This window comes from Streptomyces griseoluteus (genome assembly GCF_004784465.1).
Lineage (GTDB): Bacteria > Actinomycetota > Actinomycetes > Streptomycetales > Streptomycetaceae > Streptomyces > Streptomyces griseoluteus.
The window spans coordinates 345,039-365,161 of sequence record NZ_SRRU01000004.1; the positions used below are offsets into that span (position 1 = coordinate 345,039).

Sequence of the window (20,123 nt, forward strand, 5' to 3'; positions counted from 1 at the left end):
GACGTCGGGGATGAGTACCAAGGACTTCATCGAGAAGGACTTCTACAAGGTCCTCGGCGTCCCGAAGGACGCCACCGAGGCCGAGATCAAGAAGGCGTACCGGAAGCTCGCCCGCGAGTTCCACCCGGACGCCAACAAGGGCAACACCCGCGCCGAGGAGCGCTTCAAGGAGATCTCCGAGGCGAACGACGTCCTCGGCGACCCCAAGAAGCGCAAGGAGTACGACGACGCGCGGGCCCTGTTCGGCAACGGCGGTTTCCGGCCGGGGCCGGGCGCGGGCGGCGGTCAGTTCAACTTCGACCTCGGCGACCTCTTCGGGGGCGCCGGCGGTGCGGGCGGCGCGCAGAGCGGCAGCTTCGGCGGCGGCCTGGGCGACGTCTTCGGCGGCCTGTTCAACCGGGGCGGCGCGGGTACCACCCGTACCCAGCCGCGCCGGGGGCAGGACGTCGACACCGAGGTGACCCTCAGCTTCACCGAGGCGATCGAGGGCGCGACCGTGCCGCTCAGGATGACCTCCCAGGCGCCCTGCAAGGCGTGTTCGGGCACCGGCGACAAGAACGGCACGCCGCGTGTGTGCCCGACCTGCGTCGGCACCGGGCAGGTCGCGCGGGGTTCGGGCGGCGGCTTCTCGCTCACCGACCCGTGCCCCGACTGCAAGGGCCGCGGCCTGATCGCCGAGCACCCCTGCACCGACTGCAGCGGCAGCGGCCGGGCCAAGTCCTCGCGCACCATGCAGGTCCGCATCCCGGCGGGTGTCACCGACGGGCAGCGCATCCGGCTGCGCGGCAAGGGCGCGCCCGGCGAGCGCGGCGGTCCGGCGGGCGATCTGTACGTCACCGTCCATGTGGGCGAGCACAAGGTGTTCGGCCGCAAGGGCGACAACCTCACCGTCACCGTCCCGGTCACCTTCACCGAGGCGGCCCTCGGCGGCGAGGTGCGGGTGCCCACCCTCGGCGGGGCCCCGGTCACCCTGAAGCTGCCGCCCGGCACGCCCAACGGCCGCACCATGCGGGCGCGGGGCAAGGGCGCGGCGCGCAAGGACGGCAGCCACGGCGATCTGCTGATCACCGTGGAGGTGAGTGTCCCGAAGGACCTCTCGGGGAAGGCTCGTGACGCGCTGGAGGCGTATCGCGAGGCGACCGCGGACGAGGACCCGCGGGCGGAGCTGTTCGAGGCCGCGAAGGGAGAATGAGCCCGATGGACACACCAGGTCGTCGGCGCAACCCGTACGAGCTGACCGAGGAGACCCCGGTCTACGTCATCTCGGTCGCCGCACAGCTCTCCGGACTCCATCCGCAGACGCTCCGGCAGTACGACCGCCTCGGTCTGGTCTCCCCGGACCGCACGGCGGGGCGCGGGCGGCGCTATTCGGCCCGTGACATCGAACTGCTCCGCCAGGTGCAGCAGTTGTCGCAGGACGAGGGCATCAACCTGGCCGGCATCAAGCGCATCATCGAACTGGAGAACCACGTCGCGGCTCTCCAGTCCCGCGTGGCGGAGCTGGAGTCGGCGCTGGACGGCGCGGCGGCGACGATGCGTCAGCGCGAGGCCGCCGTGCACGCCTCCTACCGGCGTGACCTGGTCCCGTACCAGGAGGTCCAGCAGACCAGCGCGCTGGTGGTGTGGCGGCCGAAGCGGCAGCCGTCCGCGGACTGACGTGTCCGAGCACCTTCGAAGGGGCCGGGAGGCACAAGCCTCCCGGCCCCTTCGCTCGTTCACCGGGCAGGCGTTCACAGCGTGGCTGACTTCTTTCGCCTGTGTGTACGTAACACGCGGTTCGCGCGGGGAGGTTGTGAAGGGCGTTTACAGCGGGTTGCGCAAGGTTCCGCCAGGTCTTCACCGGCTGAACGCAGCGTGGTGTTGCCATCTCGTTAAGTTGTTTTGCTTGACGCCACAGGTCGCCTCCAAGTTGTCTTTTCAGACACCCGGGTAGCACGCAGCACCCCGTCGAAACGCACCTGAAGTGAGCCCTCGAATGCGCCGTATCGCCATATCCGTGGCCGTCTCCGCGATGGTCCTCCCGCTCGCCGGCTGCGGCGTCCTGAACGCGGCGGGAGACGACGCGAGCGCGAGCCCGACCATGGGCGACCAGGTCACCGTCGGCCTGTTGCTGCCGGAGAAGGCGAACACCCGCTACGACAAGTTCGACTACCCCATCATCAAGAGCAAGGTGGCCGAACTGACCCACAAGAAGGGCAAGGTCGAGTACGCCAACGCCGACGCGGACGCCGGTCAGCAGGCCGAGCAGATGCAGCGGATGATCGACGAGAAGGTCAACGTCATCCTGCTGGACGCCGTAGACGCGCACGCGATCGCGCCGACCGTGAAGAAGGCCAAGGACGCGGGCATCCCGGTCATCGCCTACGACCGGCTCGCCGAGGGCCCGATCCAGGCGTACATCTCCTTCGACAACGAGCTGGTCGGCGAGGTGCAGGGCCGTTCCCTGCTGGAGCGGCTGGGTTCGGGCGCCGGGCTCTCCACCAAGATCGTGATGATGAACGGTTCGCCCACCGACCCCAACGCCAAGCAGTTCAAGGAGGGCGCGCTCTCCGAGCTGAGCGGCAAGGTGACGATCGCGGACAGCTTCGACACCAAGGAGTGGAAGCCGGAGAACGCCGAGGCCAACATGACCGAGGCGATAAGCCGGATCGGCAAGGACAACATCGCCGCCGTCTACGCCGCCAACGACGGCATGGCCGGCGGCGTCATCAAGGCCCTGAAGAACGCCGGTGTCACCAACCTGCCCCCGATCACCGGCCAGGACGCCGAACTGGACGCCGTGCAGCGCATCCTGGCGGGCCAGCAGTACATGAGCGTCTACAAGTCCTACCCGGACGAGGCCGAGGCAGCGGCCCAGATGGCCGTCGCCAAGGTGCAGGGCAAGGACATCCAGTTCGACGCCCTCACCCAGGACCGCGTCGACAGCCCCACCGACAAGCAGATCCCGGCCAAGCTGGTCCAGGTGACCGCGCTGACCAAGAGCAAGATCAAGGAGACGGTCGTCGAGGACGGCATCTACACCGTCGACCAGATCTGCACCGCCCCCTACAAGTCGGCCTGCGCCGCCGTGGGCCTGCGCTGACGCGCCGGCACACGGCCGGGGAGCGACCCGGAGACAGGTGAGGGAGGCGGCCCCGGTGACGGCGGGGCCGCCTCCCTTTTCGTGCGTTGTCCGGCCCCCGGCGATCCGGGCATACCGGTGTTTCGCGGTGCGCGGGGCAGGAGGAGCCGTGTTGCGGAGGCGGGCGGCGCCGCGCATAGTTGCGCTGCGAAGTGGCGGCGACCGGGGGTGGAATGGGCGATGGCCGGGCACGCGACGGAGGAGCATCCCCACGGTGCCGACCGGCTGTGCGGGCAGGGAGACCGTTTGTACTCCCGTGCCGTGCGCCGGGGCCGGGTGCCCCGCGCGGACGCGGAGCCGGTGCCCTGCCTGCTGGAGCTGGCCCTGCTGCACCCCGACCCCGACGACATGGACTGGCTGGTCCCCACCTCCCCGCAGGAGGTGATGACCCGGCTGCTGCGCGGGGTCTACGACGAGGTCACCGAGAGCCGGCGCCGGATGGGCTCGGCGGTCGCAGCGTTCGACTGGTACGCCGGGCTCGGCCGTCAACTGCCCGCCCTCGGCGCACCGGGTGAAGGCTCCGCGATCCGGGTGCTGGACGGACTCACCCGCATCCAGGCCGCGATGGACGAGGCGACCGAGCGGTGCGCGACCGAGGTGCTCACCGTGCAGCCCGGCGGCATCCGGCGCGAGGCCGAGCTGACCGAGGGGCTGCACCGGGCGCTCGAACTGCGGGGCCGGGGCGTACGGATGCGCGATCTGTACACCCATGTCGCCCGGCACGGCCAGGGGTTGCTCAACTACCTGGAGCTGATGGGCGACGCGGTGGAGGCCCGCACGCTGGACGAGGTCATCGACCGGCTCATCCTCTTCGACCGCACGGTGGCCTTCATCCCCGCCAACACCGACCGCACGATGGCGTTGGAGCTGCGCCACCCGGCGCTGGTGGAGTACCTCGTGACCGTCTTCGAGCGGCTGTGGCGGCTGGCGATCCCGCTCACCGCCCCGCTGCCCGACACCGGCATCGAGGGCATCTCGCACCGCGAACGCGCCATCGCCGCACTGCTCGCCGAGGGCCACCAGGACGCGGTGATCGCCGAGCGGCTCGGCATCAGCGTGCGCACCTGCCGCGCGCACATCGCCCGGCTCTCGGAGACGCTGGGCGCGACCAGCCGCACCCAGCTCGGCGTCCGGATCGCCCAGGTGGGGCTGGACGGCCCCTCGCACGGACCGGCGCCCGCGCCCGCCGAGGGCGTGCACGCGCCCTGAACCAGGGTCTTTCGTTTGGATCAGGCCGGATCAGGGAGCGGGGTCTGGTGCCGTGCATCGCAAGGCGGAGGAGGGCGACATGGCGGAGCCATGGCAACCGACGACAACGCCGCGAGGCGCGGTGCCAGGGCCCGCGAGCCCGGCAAGATCCAAACGAGAGGCCCTAGCCCTCCTCGTTGAGCATCCCGGAGCGGGCGATCAGATAGCCGAGCTGGGCCCGGCTGCCGCTGCCCAGCGCGGTGGCCAGCTTGGCGATGTGGGCGCGGCAGGTGCGGACGTTCATGCCCAGGCGCCTGGCGATGGCCTCGTCGACATGCCCCTCCACCAGCAGCTTGGCGATGGAGTGCTGGACGTCGGTGATGCCGTCCGGGGCGGTCTCGTAGGGCGTGCCGGCGTTCAGCGGTACCGCGCGGCTCCACATGAACTCGAAGACCTTGACCAGGTAGCGCACCAGGCCGGGGTGGCGCAGCTCCAGGGCGACCTGGCGGTCCTCGCGGACCGGGATGAAGGCCACCGTCTCGTCGCAGATGATCAGCCGCTCGACCAGTTCGTCGATGGTGCGGTACTCGGCCTTGCCGTCGGTGAGGCGGTCCACGTAGGCGAGGCGGTCGGCGCTGTAGCGGGCGGTGTGCTGGTAGAGGGTGCGGATGCGGACCCCGCGCTCGATCAGCGGGCGGTCGCGGTCCAGCGCCTCCAGGAGGCGGTTCTCGGGGCTGCGCCAGCCGCCGGGCTGCACGGTGAGCACCTCGGTGCGGCACTGGCCGGTGGCGAGGTCCAGGGCCGCGTTGATGCGGTCCAGGCCCTCCAGGACGGTGATGGCGTGCGTCGGGGCGTCCTCGCGGGCGCTCAGTGTCATGAAGGGTTCGAAGATCTCGGAGAGCACGATGGACCGGCGCCGCCGCTCGGCGATCTCCCGCTCGATCGGGGTCAGGCGCTGGGCCAGCGCGACGGCCGGCGCCACCGGCCGCAGCCAGCCGGGATCGTCGGGGTCCGGGTGGAGCAGGGCGAACTCCATCAGGCACGGAGCCGCCTCGGCGTCCGCGCGCGGGATGCGGCCGGTGCGCAGCGCGCTCGCGTAGAGGCGGCTTCCTTCCGCGCACATCTCTGTCACCGCGTGGGGATGTGTCGCCTCTGTCCCGTTTGTTGCCAAATCTCCACCCCCCAGGGTCCTGAACATGCAGGAACATGATGCACCGATCGTGTGGCGATGATGTGCCTGAATGAGCCATCGTCTAACTCGACGGGGGAAGAGGGGACTTTCAAGTGAGGACGAAGCCGACCATGCGTAACAGAATGCTTCGCTCGGCGCTTGTTGCCGCTCTCTCCGCCGTTGCGGCCGTCGGAACACTGGCGGGCCTCTCCGGTGCGACGAGCGCGCACTCGCCGGGTGACGGGGGGGCCGTGCGAGCGGCGGGCGTTCAGGACACCCGGTGGGACACCACGCCGGCGGACACCAGGTGGGACACCACACCCGCGGACACGAGGTGGGACGTCGCCCCGCTCGACACGCGGTGGGACTGATCACCATGACCACGCCTCCCGACGACCGCTCCTTCCGTCGTGAGATGGCCACCGCCTACCGCTCCGGCTGGCACTTCATCGACCTGGTCACCGCCATCCCCCACAGCGGCGACTCGTTGATGGTGACGGTGTTCGGCGAGCCGGTGGTGGTCACCCGTGACGAGGACGAGGACGTACGGGCGTACCGCTGCCTGCGCAAGCCACGCGGCGCGCCGCAGCCGGTGCGGTGTGCCGTCCGGTACGGCATGATCTTCGTCAATCTGGACCAGCGGGACCACCGTCTCGCTGAGCCCGAGGTCGCCGACCTCAGGACCACAACTGCCACCCCCCGCAGTGCCTGACGCGATTCCCCCGTCGTAAAAGATCGCCTCAGGTACTTCCCCCCGCAGCGGCGTCACCGTGACCTGAACACGGTGACGCCGCTGCAGTTTCTGCGCATATTTCGGGGTTTCGGCACTCCGGCCACCTGGCCGGAATTCTTCAGCCGAGTCCGAGCGCGCGTTCCACCCGGATCTCCAGGGCGACCCGCAGCGGGTTCTCCCGGGGCTCGCGGCCGTACCGCTCGGTGAAGCGCCGTTCCGCCTCGGCGACCGCCTCGCGGTCCTCGCGCACCCGCGCCCGTCCCTCCAGCGTGGCCCAGCGCCGGCCGTCCACCTGGCACACCGCCACCCGAGCGCCCTCCTCCCCGGCCGCCCGTACCAGCGCCGCCTTGGTGCTGGTGCCGCTGGTGATGACGCGGGCGATGCCGGCCCCGGGGTCCCAGGTCACGCATACCGGCACCACGTGCGGGCTGCCGTCCGGGCGCAGGGTGGTGAGCGTGCTCAGGTGCCGCTCCCGCCAGAAGGCGACGTACGACTCATCCGGTGCGTCCAGGTCCACGGAGTATGAGGGCATGGCTGAAACCTAGCCAACGTGAAGTCGGCGGCGCTTAATTGAGCGCACCCGACTCAAGTTTGTGTACACTGATTAAGTCATCAGTGGAGCAGTGGCGGAAGGGGAGAACACGCACGTGGACGCCGAGCTGACCAACAGGAGCCGGGACGCGATCAACGCCGCAAGCCAGCGGGCCGTGACGGACGGGCACCCCGACCTGACGCCCGCTCACCTGTTGCTGGCGCTGCTCGCGGGCCAGGACAACGAGAACATCACCGACCTGCTCGCCGCCGTCGGCGCCGACCCGGCCGCCGTGCGCGCCGGGGCCGAGCGCGCGCTCGCCACGCTGCCCAGCGTGACCGGCTCCACCGTCGCGCCCCCGCAGCCCAGCCGGGAGCTGCTCGCCGTCCTCGCGGACGCCGACGAGCGCGCCGGGGCCCTCGGGGACGACTATCTCTCCACCGAACACCTGCTGACCGGTCTCGCCGCGAAGGGCGGCGCCGCCGGGGACGTGCTCCGCGAGCAGGGGGCTACCGCCAAGAAGCTGCAAGACGCCTTTCAGAAGGCCAGAGGAGGACGCCGCGTGACCACCGCCGACCCCGAGGGTCAGTACAAGGCCCTGGAGAAGTTCGGCACCGACTTCACCGCCGCCGCCCGGGAGGGCCGCCTCGACCCGGTCATCGGCCGGGACCAGGAGATCCGCCGGGTCGTGCAGGTGCTGAGCCGCCGCACCAAGAACAACCCCGTCCTCATCGGTGAGCCGGGCGTCGGCAAGACCGCCGTGGTCGAGGGGCTGGCCCAGCGCATCGTCAAGGGCGACGTGCCGGAGTCGCTGAAGGACAAGCGGCTGGTCTCGCTGGACCTCGGCGCGATGGTCGCGGGCGCCAAGTACCGCGGTGAGTTCGAGGAGCGGCTCAAGGCCGTGCTCTCGGAGATCAAGGACTCCGACGGGCAGATCATCACCTTCATCGACGAGCTGCACACCGTCGTCGGCGCGGGCGCCGGGGGCGACTCCGCGATGGACGCGGGCAACATGCTCAAGCCGATGCTGGCCCGCGGCGAGCTGCGCATGGTCGGCGCGACCACGCTGGACGAGTACCGCGAGCGGATCGAGAAGGACCCGGCGCTGGAGCGGCGCTTCCAGCAGGTGCTGGTGGCCGAGCCGAGTGTCGAGGACACCATCGCGATCCTGCGCGGTCTGAAGGGGCGGTACGAGGCGCACCACAAGGTGCAGATCGCGGACAGCGCGCTGGTGGCCGCCGCGACCCTGTCCGACCGGTACATCACCTCCCGCTTCCTGCCCGACAAGGCGATCGACCTCGTGGACGAGGCCGCGTCCCGGCTGCGCATGGAGATCGACTCCTCCCCGGTGGAGATCGACGAGCTCCAGCGCGGGGTCGACCGGCTGCGGATGGAGGAGCTGGCGATCGGCAAGGAGACCGACCCGGCCTCCCGCGAGCGCCTGGAGCGGCTGCGCCGCGACCTCGCCGACAAGGAGGAGGAGCTGCGCGGGCTCACCGCCCGCTGGGAGAAGGAGAAGCAGTCCCTCAACCGCGTCGGTGAGCTGAAGGAGCGCCTGGACGACCTGCGCGGCCAGGCCGAACGCGCCCAGCGCGACGGTGACTTCGACACCGCCTCCAAGCTGCTGTACGGGCAGATCCCCGAGCTGGAGAAGGAGCTGGAGGCGGCCTCGGAGGCCGAGGAGGAGGCCGCGCGGGACACCATGGTCAAGGAGGAGGTCGGCTCCGACGACATCGCGGACGTCGTCGCCGCCTGGACCGGCATCCCGGCCGGCCGCCTGCTGGAGGGCGAGACGCAGAAGCTGCTGCGCATGGAGGACGAGCTGGGCAAGCGGCTCATCGGCCAGAGCGAGGCCGTGCAGGCCGTCTCCGACGCGGTGCGCCGCTCGCGCGCCGGGGTCGCGGACCCGGACCGGCCCACCGGCTCCTTCCTGTTCCTCGGCCCGACCGGCGTCGGCAAGACGGAGCTGGCCAAGGCGCTCGCGGACTTCCTCTTCGACGACGAGCGGGCGATGATCCGCATCGACATGTCGGAGTACGGCGAGAAGCACAGCGTCGCCCGCCTGGTCGGCGCGCCTCCCGGCTACGTCGGCTACGAGGAGGGCGGCCAGCTCACCGAGGCCGTGCGGCGGCGCCCGTACAGCGTGGTGCTGCTGGACGAGGTGGAGAAGGCGCACCCCGAGGTCTTCGACATCCTGCTCCAGGTGCTGGACGACGGCCGCCTGACGGACGGCCAGGGCCGTACGGTCGACTTCCGCAACACCATCCTGGTGCTCACCTCCAACCTGGGCAGCCAGTACCTGGTCGACCCGGCGCTGGACGAGGCGGAGAAGCGGCAGCGGGTGCTGGACACGGTGCGGGCCTCGTTCAAGCCGGAGTTCCTGAACCGGCTGGACGACCTGGTGGTGTTCTCCGCGCTCAGCGAGACGGAGCTGGCCCGGATCGCCCGCCTCCAGATCGACCGGCTCGGCCGCCGGCTGGCGGAGCGGCGCCTCACCCTCGACGTCACGCCCGAGGCGCTGGGGTGGCTCGCGGAGGAGGGCAACGACCCGGCGTACGGCGCGCGCCCGCTGCGCCGCCTGGTCCAGACGGCCATCGGCGACCGGCTCGCCAAGGAGATCCTCTCCGGCGAGATCAAGGACGGCGACACGGTCCGCGTGGACCGCGCGGAGGAGGGCCTGAAGGTGGGCCCGGCGACGGGTAAGTCGCTCTGACCGGATGGCGTGAAAAGGCCCGCTTCCCCTTTTGGGTGGCGGACCTTTTCGCGTGGAGAGCCAGAAGCTAGCATTTGTTCAGTGGCGGATATGAGATTCACTTGTTCACAAAGGCGGAAGTGGGGGTCATGACGTGCTTTTGAGTTTCAGAGTGGCCAATCACGGCTCGCTGCGTGATCCGCAGGAGCTGAACTTCGTTCCTGCTTATGACGCTGACCGCCCCGCACTGCCCGTGGCGGCGATCTATGGTGCCAACGCCTCGGGTAAGTCGACGGTGATGAACGCGTACCAGTTCTTCCTGCGCGCCGTGCGGGATTCCCAGGCCCGCTGGCTTCCGGACGAGCCGGTGAAGCGCCGTCCCTTCCTCCTGGATCACGACAGCAGGCGCGAACCGTCGAGCTACGCGGTGGATCTACTGATCGACGGGGTCCGCCATGTCTACGGCTTCAGCACCGGTGACGGGGCTATCGAGGAGGAATGGCTCTACTCCTACCCGAAGGCCCGCAAGCGCGTCCTCTTCGAGCGCAAGGGCGGCGCGGTGACGTTCGGAGCCTCGCTTACCGGCGAGCGGGTCGCTGCTGAGCGGATCATGCGGGCCAACAGTCTGTACCTTTCCGCCGCCGCGCAGTCCGGACACGCGAGGTTGAGTGCCGTGTGGGAGGCCCTGCAGGGGGTCGCGGTTGTCGATGACAAGATGCGGCAGGCGCTGCCGACGGCAGGCTCCATCACCGCGGAAGTGTTCGACTTCTTCGAGAGGATGGGTATCGCGCGGGCCGGGGAACTGCTGGCGGCTGCGGATCTCGGAGTGCACGGCGTGCGGCCGAGCCAGGAGGACGATCCAGGACTCCAGCGTTACGCCGCCGAGTTCATGCGACTGCAGACTCAGGCGGGCCTCAGCGACGAGTTCACGGCATCGCTCACGCGGTCCATGAGCAAGTCGCTTCGATTTGTCCACCGGGTCGAAGACGAGGAGTTCTTGCTGACGGCCGAGGACGAGTCCGCCGGAACAAAGACCTGGCTCACCTTGGTCACCTTCTCGCTTCTCGCGATCGGCCGTGGCTCGCAACTGTGGATCGACGAGGTCGATGTCAGCCTGCACCCTTTGCTGACCGCCAAGCTCGTCAAGCTCTTCCAGAGCACCGAAATGAACCCGCTCGGCGCCCAGCTGGTCTTCACCACACACGACGCATCGCTCCTCGGCACCATGCTCGGCGAAGAGGTGCTGCGCCGTGACCAGATCTGGTTCGTGGAGAAGGACGCGGCGACCGGAGCCTCGGAGCTGTACCCGCTGAGTGACTTCAAGCCGCGCAAGGGGGAGAACTTCGAGCGGCGGTATCTGGCGGGAAGCTACGGCGCTGTGCCACTGCTGCCCGACGGGGCCTTCGAGGACATGGTCAAGCAGTACTGGGGGGCACGTGGCAAGGCCGTTTCCGCGTGAGGGATCGGGCCGTCGGCGCGGCCCCGTCCGGCGCTCGGCGCGTACGCTCCTGATCGTCTGCGGCAGCAAGGAGACCGAGCGCCAGTACTTCCAGGGGCTGCGCGAGCAATTGCGGAACCCCGCTGTGTCCGTCGTCGTGCGGGGCAAGGCATGTTCCCCGACACAGCTGGTCGCCTATGCCAAGACACAGCGCAGCCTGGGCAAGGACAGCTTCGACGAGGTCTGGTGCGTCTTCGACGTGGACCAGTTCCCGGACGTGTCGGCGGCTGTGACCGCCGCCCGCCGCGCAGGCATCCGGGTGGCGGTCTCCCACCCGTGCTTCGAGCTGTGGCTGCTCCTCCACTTCGCCGCGCACACGGCCCACGTGGCGACGTACAAGGCCCTGCTGCCGATCCTGCGTAAGCACGTGCCGGAGTACGACAAGACGCGCATCGACTTCGCTGTGTACCGAGATGGCCGAACCGACGCGATGGAGCGTGCCCGCAAGCTGGACTCCAGCGGGCAGGATTACGCCCGGAACCCGTCGACCGGTGTATGGCAGCTCGTGGAACGAATGGAAGAGCGCTGAGGGTGGTACTCGCCGCTGAGAGCCCCGTACGGCGCAGGGCTGTCCGCCCGTGGCTGACAGGCCGCGCCGGGGCTTGCCACGGACCTCCCCCTCTGGGAGAGGATGGCGGAATTCCGTACGAAGGAGAACCACGGTGAGCATCGACCCGTCCTCGATTCCGAACTTCGGGGGCCAGCCCGAGCAGCAGCCGCAGGGACCGGCGGGCCCCGTCCTCCCGGATCAGGACCTTGTGAAGCAGCTCCTGGACCAGATGGAGCTGAAGTACGTCGTGGACGAGGAGGGCGACCTCGCGGCGCCCTGGGAGCAGTTCCGTACGTACTTCATGTTCCGCGGCGAGGACGAGCAGGCCGTCTTCTCGGTGCGGACCTTCTACGACCGTCCGCACCAGATCGAGGAGAAGACGCGACTGCTGGAGTCCGTCGACGACTGGAACCGGCGCACCCTGTGGCCCAAGGTCTACACCCACACCCACGACGACGGCACGGTCCGCCTCATCGGCGAGGCCCAGATGCTGATCGGCACGGGCGTCGACCTGAACCACTTCGTCTCCTCCGTGGTGAGCTGGGTCCGCGCGGCCATCGAGTTCGACAAGTGGCTCGCCGAACAGCTCGGTCTCGAGCAGGAGATCGACGACGCGGAGGACTCGGGCGGGGACGTGGAGTAATCCACCCACCCCGGCCGCACACGGCCGAGGGCCGGGGCGCGTTTCGCTGCCCCGGCCCTCGGCCGTTTCCGTTGTCACGCCATGCGGCGCAGGCGGTCCGTGGCCTCCTGGAGGATCTCCGGCTTCTTGCAGAACGCGAAGCGTACGAACGGGGCGCCGGCCTCGCGGTCGTCGTAGAAGACGGCGTTGGGGACGGCCACCACGCCGGCGCGTTCGGGGAGGGCGCGGCAGAAGGCGAAGCCGTCCTTCTCGCCGAGGGGGCGGATGTCGGTGGTGATGAAGTAGGTGCCGGCGGGACGGAAGACGCCGAAACCCGCCTCGGCGAGGCCCGTGGCGAGGATGTCGCGGCGGGCGACCATGTCGCTGCGGAAGCCGTCGAAGTAGGAGTCGGGCAGGGCGAGGGCCTCGGCGACCGCGTACTGGAAGGGACCCGCCGAGACGTAGGTGAGGTACTGCTTCGCCGAGCGGACCGCGCTGACCAGGGCGGGAGCCGCCGTCACCCAGCCGACCTTCCAGCCCGTGAACGAAAACGTCTTGCCGGCCGAGCCGATCGTCACCGTGCGGTCGCGCATGCCGGGGAAGCTCGCGAGCGGGAGGTGCTCGGCGTCGTCGAAGACCAGGTGCTCGTACACCTCGTCCGTGACCACCAGCAGGTCCCGCTCGACCGCCAGCCCGGCGATCGCGGTCAGCTCCTCGCGGGTGAGGACCGTGCCGGTCGGATTGTGCGGAGTGTTGATCAGCAGCAGCCGGGTGCGGTCGGTGACGGCCGCGCGCAGCTCGTCCAGGTCCAGCCGGAAGCGGTCCTCTGCCGGGCGCAGCGTCACCGGTACGCGCCGCCCGCCGGCCATGGCGATGCTCGCCGCGTACGAGTCGTAGTACGGCTCCAGCGCCACCACCTCGTCACCCGGCTCCACCAGCGCGAGCAGGGTCGCCGCGATGGCCTCCGTGGCGCCCGCCGTGACCAGCACCTCGGTGTCGGGGTCGTACGCGAGGCCGCACCGGCGCCGCTGGTGCGCGGTGATCGCGTGCCGCAGCTCCGGCACGCCCGGACCCGGCGGGTACTGGTTCCCCCGCCCGTCCCGCAGCGCCCGCACCGCCGCCTCCCTGATCTCCTCGGGGCCGTCCGTGTCGGGGAAACCCTGCCCGAGGTTGATCGCGCCGGTGGCCGTGGCCAGCGCGGACATCTCGGCGAAGATGGTCGTCCCGAACTCGGCGAGCCGGCGGTTGAGGTACGGACGTGCGGTGGAGGTCATACCGGCCATCCTCCGCCCAAGCTCTGGAGTTCCTCAACTTACGTTCGGGGGTTGGCGTCTGCGTCGACGCTCCTTGGGGCTCCTCTGAGCTGGGGGAGATCTGCCGTCAACTGTCATCGTTGGTCGTGGCTGGCTGCTGTCGGACGGCCCACAGACGGCCCAGCGCGGGGCGTCCACCCCCCCGCAGGTTCCCGGTTGATGGGGCACAGGGGGAGCGCGCAATTTCGCGCCGTGCGCTGCGCCCATGCGGTATCTGGTTGAGTAGTCGCTCGCTGTCGGTGCTCTGCGGCGTGGCCAAGGGATTGAGCAGTTCCTCGGGCCGGTACAAGGGGCAGAGACTCCTGCCATTCGCTGGGTCGGCATCGAGTCGATGAAGCGCGGGTACGAGGTGACACTGCATGTCGTCGAGGACGCGGGCAGCGAGACCTTCTGTGATCTCCTGGAGTTTCCGCCGCTGGACCCCGATCACGAGTTCGGCCGGACACTTGCTGTCGCCGATGATGCGGCCGTCGCGATGGCTGAGGCTGAGTGTCGGACCGGGGCGGCCCGTCACCGCTGGGTGAACGCCGGCATGGCAGGAGACGAGTACCTCGACTACCTCCGCGAGCGGCGTTCTGGCTCAATGACCGCGCAAGAGTGACGGGGGCAGGCCGATGATGCGGATGGCGCCCGCCTGGTCTGTCGGGGTATGCGCGAAATCACCGCCACGCCCGTTCATCGGCATCTCATGCACAACCACCCCATCGGCGGCACCGAGACATGCATGGCGGTGCATACATCGCGGCCGGACGGGACCGCGTCGACCCGTCTGCCGTAATCCCCTTCACGCGTTCGGGGGATACGCCGGATGATCAGAGTTTTGAGTCTGATTCTTTTCATCCCGCCTCATGTCACTGAAGAAACGATTGCTTTTAGTTGTCGATTGCTAGTTTTCTCGGTGCGCGAATTTCCTGCGTAATATGCCGCAACAGCAACAAGGCTACCGGGCGTATCGGATAGGGCCCGGATGCCAACGGCCCCCACAGGAAATGGCCTTCGATGAAGCTGAAGTTCCATCAAGTGGCTCACCGCCGCAGTCTGTCCGGCGTGCTCGCCTCGGCTCTTGCCGCGACGGTCGCCGCCACGATGGTCGCGCTCACACCGACGCCGGCGCTCGCCATCGCCACGCCCGTACCGCTGGCGACGGCCGCCAGCTACTCCGTGCTCGCGGGTACGCAGGTCACCAACACCGGACCCTCGGTGATCGCTCACGACCTCGGGGTGCACCCGGGTACGGCCATCACCGGCTTCCCGCCCGGCCAGGTGCTCGGTGCCGTCCACTCCGCCGACGCCGCCGCCGCTCAGGCCAAGGCGGACCTGGTCACCGCGTACAACAACGCCGCCGGCCAGGCCACGGACTTCGCGCTCCCGGCCGGCATCGGCAACGGCAACACCCTGCTTCCGGGTGTCTACAGCGCCGTGGCCGGTGTCGGGCTCAACGGCGACCTGATCCTGGACGCCGGCGGCAACCCGAACGCCGTCTGGGTGTTCCAGATCCCGGAGGCCCTGACGACGGCGTCCTCCAGCCGGGTACTGCTCACGAACGGCGCTTCGCCGTGCAACGTGTACTGGCAGATCGGCAGTTCGGCCACCCTGGGCACGAACTCCACCTTCGTCGGCACCATCATGGCCCTGACCTCGATCAGCGTCACCACGGGGACGAACATCGAGGGCCGGGCGCTGGCCCGCAACGGTGCCGTGACGCTCGACACCAACCGGATCTTCCTCAACTCGTGCGCGAACACCACCACCGGTGGGACGACGACCGGCACGACCACGGGCACGACCACGGGAACCACCACCGGCAACACGACCGGAAGCACGACCACGGGCACCACCACCGGCAACACGACCGGAAGCACGACCACCGGCGGACTGCTCAGCGGGGGTCTGGTCACCGGCGGGGTCCTGGGCGGACCCATCGTCGACGTCACCGGCGGTGACACCTCCGGCAACATCGCCGGCAACACGTCCGGGAACACGGCGGGCAACACCGCCGGCAACACCACCTCCGGCAACACCGCGGGCAACACCATCGGCGGCAACGGCAACGGCAACGGCAACGGCCACGGCCACAAGCCGGGCCACGGCAAGCACGAGAAGCCGCACCACGACGCCAAGCCGGGCCACGGCAAGCACGAGAAGCCGCACCACGACGCCAAGCCGGGCCACGGCCACGAGAGCAAGCCGGGCCACGGCCACGAGAGCAAGCCCCAGCACCCCGACGAGACCTACGGCTACCAGGACAAGCCCGAGGTCCCGGAGATGGGCGACTACGACAAGGCGTACAAGGGCTAGACGGCACCCACCGCGGTGAATTCGTCCACCGGACGACGGCGCACGGCGAGTCCCCACGGACCCGCCGTGCGCCGCCCGTGGCGATCCGCGGTGACTATCGGACGCGAGCAGTTATCTGAGAGAGGCGGGGTGGCGGTGCCGACCCGAATCGAATCGGCGGATGCGGAGGCGGAGGCGGAGGCGATCCAGCACTCCCTTTCCGGTCCGGCCGCACCTAAAGGCCCTGGCGGCGACCCGACGCCGGAAAGCCGGCCGACCGGTGTCCTCGTGGTGAGAACAGGTCTGTGGACCACTGTGATCCTTTGCGTGGCGGCGACCCTCGTCCACGTGTTTCTTGTTTTCCTGCACGTCGCTCCCGCCAATACCGTGTCCAAACGATTCACCCCGCAGATCAACGCGTGGGTTTTTCCCTTTTTCGAACAGAACTGGCGACTTTTCGCGCCGGACCCTGAATCCGTCAACCGGCAGATCCTGGTGAGAACGGCCCACACCGGGCCGGGCGGAGCCATCCGGGTGAGCGGCTGGTCCGACCTGACCGCGGTGGACCACGCGGCGGTCGAACACGATCCGTTCCCAAGCCACACCGCCCAGAACCTGCTGCGCCGCGCCTGGTCCTCCTACGTCGATTCGCACGGCGGGGACGACAAGTCCCGCACGGAACGGGCCCTGATGATGCAGAAGTACCTGGCGAACATCGCCGCGGACCGGGTCGCCGCGCACAAGGGCGGCTCGTTCGACTTCGTCCAGCTCCGTGTCATCACCCGGCCCATCCCCGCCTCGGGCTCCGCGGGCAGCCCGCCGAAGCCCGCCGAGAACCGGCTTCTGCCGTGGTGGAAGGTGTCCAGCCATGGGAAGTGAGCAGATCCCCTCGACCGACCGGTACGGAGCCCTCCGGGAACTGCTGACCGGCCGGCCGGTGTCCCTGTATGCCGCGTCGGTGCTGCGCATCGGCTACGGCTTCCTCTACCTGGGCTTCCTGCTGCGCGAGTTCCCGCACCGCCACGAGATCTGGGGCCCCGACTCGCCGTGGACCCCGGCCCTGGCGCGGCAGCTCTTCGCCCAGACCGGGTGGAACAGCTTCCTGACCCTGTCCGACGACCGCGCCTGGCTGGAGCTCTGCTACGCGGCGGCCGTCGTCACGTCCACCCTGTTCCTGCTGGGCTGGCGCACCCGGATCACCTCCGTGCTCTTCGCCCTCGTGGTGACCTCGTTCCACGCCCGGGCGATCTTCATGACCGACGGCGGCGACAACCTGATCCTGCTGATGTCCCTCTACCTCGTCCTCACCGCGTGCGGCCGGCGCTGGTCCCTGGACGCGCGCAGGGTCCGGGTGAAGACGGCCCGGGCGGACGGGGCGCCGCAGGAACCGGTGAAGGGCTCGCTCGTACAGGGAGTCCGGGACGCCCGGATCACCCTGACCACGGTCGTGCACAACTGCGGCATGTTCCTCATCGCGGCCCAGGTCTGCTTCCTGTACGGATCGGCGGGCCTCTACAAGGTCCAGGGCGCCATGTGGGGCAGCGGCACCGCCCTCCACTACGTCCTCCACCTCGAACTCTTCCGCCCCTGGCCCGCCCTCTCCCAGTTCGTGGACGCGCACACGACCCTGATCGCGGTCGCCGGGTACATGACCGTGCTGTTGCAGGTGGCCTTCCCGTTCGTGCTCTTCGGCCGGCTCAAGTACCCCGTGCTGGTCATGCTGCTGGGGATGCACCTCGGCATCGCGGTCCTCATGGGGCTGCCGCTCTTCTCGGGCGCGATGATCATCGCGGATGCCGTGTTCCTCCCCGACCGCTTCTATCTCTTCCTGCCCCACCTGTACCGGCGCTTGGCCCGCAGGGGCCGGCCGACGCTCCAGGAGACGGCCGGCGCCGCTTCGGTACCCGCGCAGGCCGGCCCCGCCCCGCTCTGCTCGTCGGCCCGTCCGGCGGAGGGGGAGAACCTGGCAGCCGACCCCGTCGGGGACCGCTCCGCCGCCCGGTGATTCACCGGAGCCGGCTACACCCCTCAGGTCGGTGAAGCCTCGAAGACCGTCGTGGCAGCGATGTCACCGTGGGTTCAAATCCCACCGCCTCCGCACGATGAGCCGTGAGGAAAGGCCCCTGACCTGGATGTCCGGTCGGGGGCCGTTCTCATGTCCGCGCGCTGTGACTGCCCGCTGTTCCCCGTGGTTCCCGTTGGATCGGGCACGGTTGGGGCACGGCCACCTTCTGATCCGTAGCTCTATGTGGATCGGTCAGTGGCGGTCATACCTGCCGCGCTACGGTCACACTAGGGTGCCTGCGGACGCTGCCGGTTGCGGTAGTTGCTGTACTCCGCTGCTGTACCACCGCTGGCTGTGCCCGACGCGTTTCCAGGTCACCTGCCATGCCCGTCTAGGCACCTGCCTAGTTGCCTCTGGTCGTTCTGTGGAGGTGACCTACTGAGGCCATAGATCAGTCCGCCCTTGACAGATGCTAGAAGGGTGACGTACAAGCGCGCACGCTAGCAAGCCCCTGCCTCAGCGCTGTACTATTCCTTACAGGGCGTTACGCTTTTGGGGCTCTGATCAGGGCTTTTCCAAAGCGGTAGACAGAGAGGCTTGGCCCCGGTGCCAGCCAGGGCCAAACCTCCCGCCTTAGCGAGTCCGGTCGAGTTGCAGCCGACCGGACTCGCTGCGTTCACAGCTCATCAGGTCACCTCCGACCGGTTCTCCGATGATCAGTGGGGCCACCCCACATGATCGATGATCGTGAACACCAAGGCCAGCACGGCCAAGCCAACTTGCCACTTCTCAGGGCCCGTCCACTTACGCCTGCGCTTGTCGAGGTTCCCGCTCACCAGCTACCTCCCTTCACTCGCGTGCCGGTTCCGAGTGAACCGGAGTCCTCGAATCCGCCCCCCTCGCAGCGGAGTTCAATCACGAGCTTCGTGAAGTAGCCAGGCTTAGTTTACCGGTCGCCACCGACAACCCCGACAGCCTTGTTTTCGCAGGTCAGGGCCCATGTTTTTCTGACGCTACGTCAGGTCCGACATCGAGTTCGAATGAGAACTTGCACGAGACCTCGAACATCGATGCCAAGTGAGAACGTTTCACGTGAAACGAGGGCCGACCGCCACTGAAAACCCTTCATGAACCACGCCTAGCTCCCGTCCCGTACGCCGTCGACCCACACACCGTGGAGCGGGCGTGGTTCAGGGCGTCAAGGTGGAGCGCGCCACTGTACGAACGACCTTGACGCCCTGGGCCGCGTCTGCTCGGCTCTGCCTGGGTCGATGGCGTACGGGACGGGAGCGCTCCACGCTCACCACTTCGGACCCGCAGACGGCATCGGCGTTCCTTTCCCCCCGGTGCCGGCCGATCCCCCGCCGGAGGCATCGTCTTGACCACGAGCCGCTCTATGCGGTGATCGACTCATGGCCTCCGGCCCTATCCACCAGTGGGCGCGCGTCGGCGCAGCGCGGGCGGAGCGGGCCGGAGGCAGGAGCGGCGCCCGCAGCGGAGCCGGGAAGCGCGCCCGGCGGAGCGGAGCGCAGCCGGGGCTTGATGAGGTAGAGAAACCTGTAACAGCCCAGGTCACGCGTCGAAGTCGTACTCCAGGATGTAGGACGCGGCGTCGAGCGTCATCTCGTTGATCTCGACGGGGCGGCCTTCGTCCGCGAACGCGGTGCGGCAGATGTGGATGACCGGCGTGCCGGGGGACATGCTCAACTGTGCCGCTTCATCCTTCGACGGCATGCGTGAGCGGATCTCCTCGCGGAAGTGCACTGGCTTGTAGCCGAGTTCGGCAAGCCTGGCGTACGTTCCGCCTGGTCCTGTGTCCTCCTGGGTGATGGCGGACCCGGCGACCACTGACGTGGGCAGATAGCTCGTCGCGAGCAGGACGGCTTTCCCGTCCAAGACGAAGCGTCGGCGCCTCACGCACACCGTTTCGTCGTCGGCCAGGTCCAGAACCGCGCTGATGCGGTCGGGTGCGGCCTCCTCGGACACGGTGACCTGGTCCACCTCGAGCGCGCGATTTTCGATGTCCGCAGACCAGATGGAACGGCCGCTACCCCATTGCTGCTGGGAAAGTCGCTGGATGCCTCGGCGCCGAAGGGGACGGAAGGCTCGGACGAACACGCCGGCGCCCTTGCGGGCCTCGGCGACGCCTTCGTCTCGGAGCACGCTCAACGCCTGTCGGGCCGTCATGCGAGCCACGCCGTGCGCGGCCATCAGGTCGTTCTCTCCGGGGAGGCGATCACCGGGGCCGTACTCGCCCGACTGGATCGCCTCGCGTAGGGAGTCCGCGATCCGCTGGTACTTCGGCCGGCGGTCGTCGTCGGCGTTGGCCATTCCGGAGCCCTCCTCTCTTCTCTAGACACCCCACTCTAGGGGACCAGCTGTCTCGCGTCGCTCTCTGCGTGTATCCGCGATCTTGCGCCC

General features: G+C 69.0%; 17 protein-coding genes. 13 read left to right on the plus strand and 4 right to left on the minus strand.

What is annotated here, in order from left to right:
• Positions 1–10: 10 nt before the first annotated feature.
• The 4 genes from dnaJ to E5082_RS13475 all read left to right on the plus strand — a co-directional run bounded on the left by dnaJ (position 11) and on the right by E5082_RS13475 (position 4,330).
• Positions 11–1,192, plus strand: coding sequence for a molecular chaperone DnaJ (dnaJ, locus tag E5082_RS13460; protein WP_135791475.1), 1,182 nt, complete (start codon positions 11–13; stop codon positions 1,190–1,192).
• Between the two features lie 5 nt (positions 1,193–1,197).
• Positions 1,198–1,656, plus strand: a complete 459-nt coding sequence (locus E5082_RS13465; protein WP_086692767.1) for a heat shock protein transcriptional repressor HspR — start codon at positions 1,198–1,200, stop codon at positions 1,654–1,656.
• A 319-nt stretch (positions 1,657–1,975) separates the two neighbouring features.
• Complete coding sequence (locus E5082_RS13470) at positions 1,976–3,082, plus strand: sugar ABC transporter substrate-binding protein (protein WP_135791476.1); 1,107 nt, start codon at positions 1,976–1,978, stop codon at positions 3,080–3,082.
• A 219-nt stretch (positions 3,083–3,301) separates the two neighbouring features.
• A complete protein-coding gene (locus tag E5082_RS13475; protein WP_161201750.1) occupies positions 3,302–4,330 on the plus strand; it encodes a helix-turn-helix transcriptional regulator in 1,029 nt (342 codons plus the stop codon).
• 163 nt (positions 4,331–4,493) lie between these two features.
• Here E5082_RS13475 and E5082_RS13485 read toward each other — a convergent pair whose 3' ends face one another.
• Positions 4,494–5,507, minus strand: coding sequence for a helix-turn-helix transcriptional regulator (locus E5082_RS13485; protein ID WP_167514048.1), 1,014 nt, complete (start codon positions 5,505–5,507; stop codon positions 4,494–4,496).
• 349 nt (positions 5,508–5,856) lie between these two features.
• Between E5082_RS13485 and E5082_RS13495 the strand changes: the two genes are divergently transcribed.
• Entirely contained in the window at positions 5,857–6,192 is a 336-nt protein-coding gene (locus tag E5082_RS13495; protein WP_030816552.1) for a Rieske (2Fe-2S) protein, read from the plus strand.
• Between the two features lie 139 nt (positions 6,193–6,331).
• Here the strand turns inward: E5082_RS13495 and E5082_RS13500 are convergent, their stop codons facing one another.
• Complete coding sequence (locus E5082_RS13500) at positions 6,332–6,745, minus strand: pyridoxamine 5'-phosphate oxidase family protein (RefSeq protein WP_135791479.1); 414 nt, start codon at positions 6,743–6,745, stop codon at positions 6,332–6,334.
• Positions 6,746–6,860: 115 nt separating this feature from the next.
• Between E5082_RS13500 and clpB the strand changes: the two genes are divergently transcribed.
• The 4 genes from clpB (at position 6,861) to E5082_RS13520 (ending at position 12,128) form a co-directional block, all read left to right on the plus strand.
• Positions 6,861–9,458, plus strand: a complete 2,598-nt coding sequence (gene clpB / locus E5082_RS13505; RefSeq protein WP_135791682.1) for an ATP-dependent chaperone ClpB — start codon at positions 6,861–6,863, stop codon at positions 9,456–9,458.
• 151 nt (positions 9,459–9,609) lie between these two features.
• Positions 9,610–10,896, plus strand: coding sequence for an AAA family ATPase (locus E5082_RS13510; protein ID WP_135791480.1), 1,287 nt, complete (start codon positions 9,610–9,612; stop codon positions 10,894–10,896).
• On the plus strand, positions 10,874–11,464 hold the full coding sequence (locus E5082_RS13515) for an RloB family protein (RefSeq protein WP_135791481.1): 591 nt from the start codon (positions 10,874–10,876) through the stop codon (positions 11,462–11,464). The genes E5082_RS13510 and E5082_RS13515 overlap by 23 nt, the downstream gene beginning before the upstream one ends.
• 133 nt (positions 11,465–11,597) lie before the next feature.
• Positions 11,598–12,128, plus strand: coding sequence for a type III secretion system chaperone family protein (locus tag E5082_RS13520; RefSeq protein ID WP_030816547.1), 531 nt, complete (start codon positions 11,598–11,600; stop codon positions 12,126–12,128).
• A gap of 74 nt (positions 12,129–12,202) precedes the next feature.
• Here the strand turns inward: E5082_RS13520 and E5082_RS13525 are convergent, their stop codons facing one another.
• A complete protein-coding gene (locus tag E5082_RS13525) occupies positions 12,203–13,390 on the minus strand; it encodes a pyridoxal phosphate-dependent aminotransferase (RefSeq protein WP_135791482.1) in 1,188 nt (395 codons plus the stop codon).
• A 361-nt stretch (positions 13,391–13,751) separates the two neighbouring features.
• On the opposite strand from E5082_RS13525, the gene E5082_RS13530 reads away from it, so the two are divergent.
• The 4 genes from E5082_RS13530 (at position 13,752) to E5082_RS13545 (ending at position 17,702) form a co-directional block, all read left to right on the plus strand.
• Complete coding sequence (locus tag E5082_RS13530) at positions 13,752–14,021, plus strand: hypothetical protein (RefSeq protein ID WP_135791483.1); 270 nt, start codon at positions 13,752–13,754, stop codon at positions 14,019–14,021.
• A gap of 398 nt (positions 14,022–14,419) precedes the next feature.
• Positions 14,420–15,718 carry an ice-binding family protein gene (locus E5082_RS13535; protein WP_135791484.1) on the plus strand — a complete coding sequence of 433 codons (1,299 nt, stop codon included), beginning with the start codon at positions 14,420–14,422 and terminating at the stop codon, positions 15,716–15,718.
• Between the two features lie 267 nt (positions 15,719–15,985).
• Entirely contained in the window at positions 15,986–16,576 is a 591-nt protein-coding gene (locus E5082_RS13540; protein ID WP_229918842.1) for a DUF5819 family protein, read from the plus strand.
• Positions 16,566–17,702, plus strand: coding sequence for an HTTM domain-containing protein (locus tag E5082_RS13545; RefSeq protein ID WP_135791485.1), 1,137 nt, complete (start codon positions 16,566–16,568; stop codon positions 17,700–17,702). The genes E5082_RS13540 and E5082_RS13545 overlap by 11 nt, the downstream gene beginning before the upstream one ends.
• Positions 17,703–19,274: 1,572 nt before the next feature.
• On the opposite strand, the gene E5082_RS13550 is transcribed toward E5082_RS13545, so the two are convergent.
• Positions 19,275–20,033: a GntR family transcriptional regulator gene (locus E5082_RS13550; RefSeq protein ID WP_135791486.1), complete on the minus strand. Its 759-nt coding sequence runs from the start codon at positions 20,031–20,033 to the stop codon at positions 19,275–19,277.
• Positions 20,034–20,123 lie beyond the last annotated feature (90 nt).